1 protein-coding gene is annotated in these 251 nt (G+C 46.2%); it reads right to left on the minus strand.

Features of this window, described 5'->3' with window-relative positions; all coding sequences use genetic code 11:
* Window positions 1-53: 53 nt before the first annotated feature.
* Window positions 54-251: hypothetical protein (locus HBA93_RS22360; protein ID WP_221724701.1), on the minus strand; the 198-nt coding region annotated here is incomplete at its 5' end.

Genomic DNA, 251 nt, shown 5'->3' on the forward strand with positions numbered 1-251 from the left:
CCGTTGAATAATCAGAAGTTTTCAAAGGCAGCAGATGTAAGTCTGTTGCCTTTTTATTTGCCTTGCAGGCTCGCATAGCAGGATTTTAGCTCCTGCATTGCGGTTTGAGACTGAGCGGATGTAAATTGATAGTCGCCAATTTGTAGTGCTTTGGCTTCAGCTATGGCTGCAATCCAGTCTGCGGATCCGTTCATTTCCACCGTTGAAGTACCGGCCATTGGTGTGGCTTTTGCGTTGATGGTTTGACCATT

Origin of the sequence: Ochrobactrum sp. SFR4 (assembly GCF_019730395.1) — a bacterium.
GTDB lineage: Bacteria > Pseudomonadota > Alphaproteobacteria > Rhizobiales > Rhizobiaceae > Pseudochrobactrum.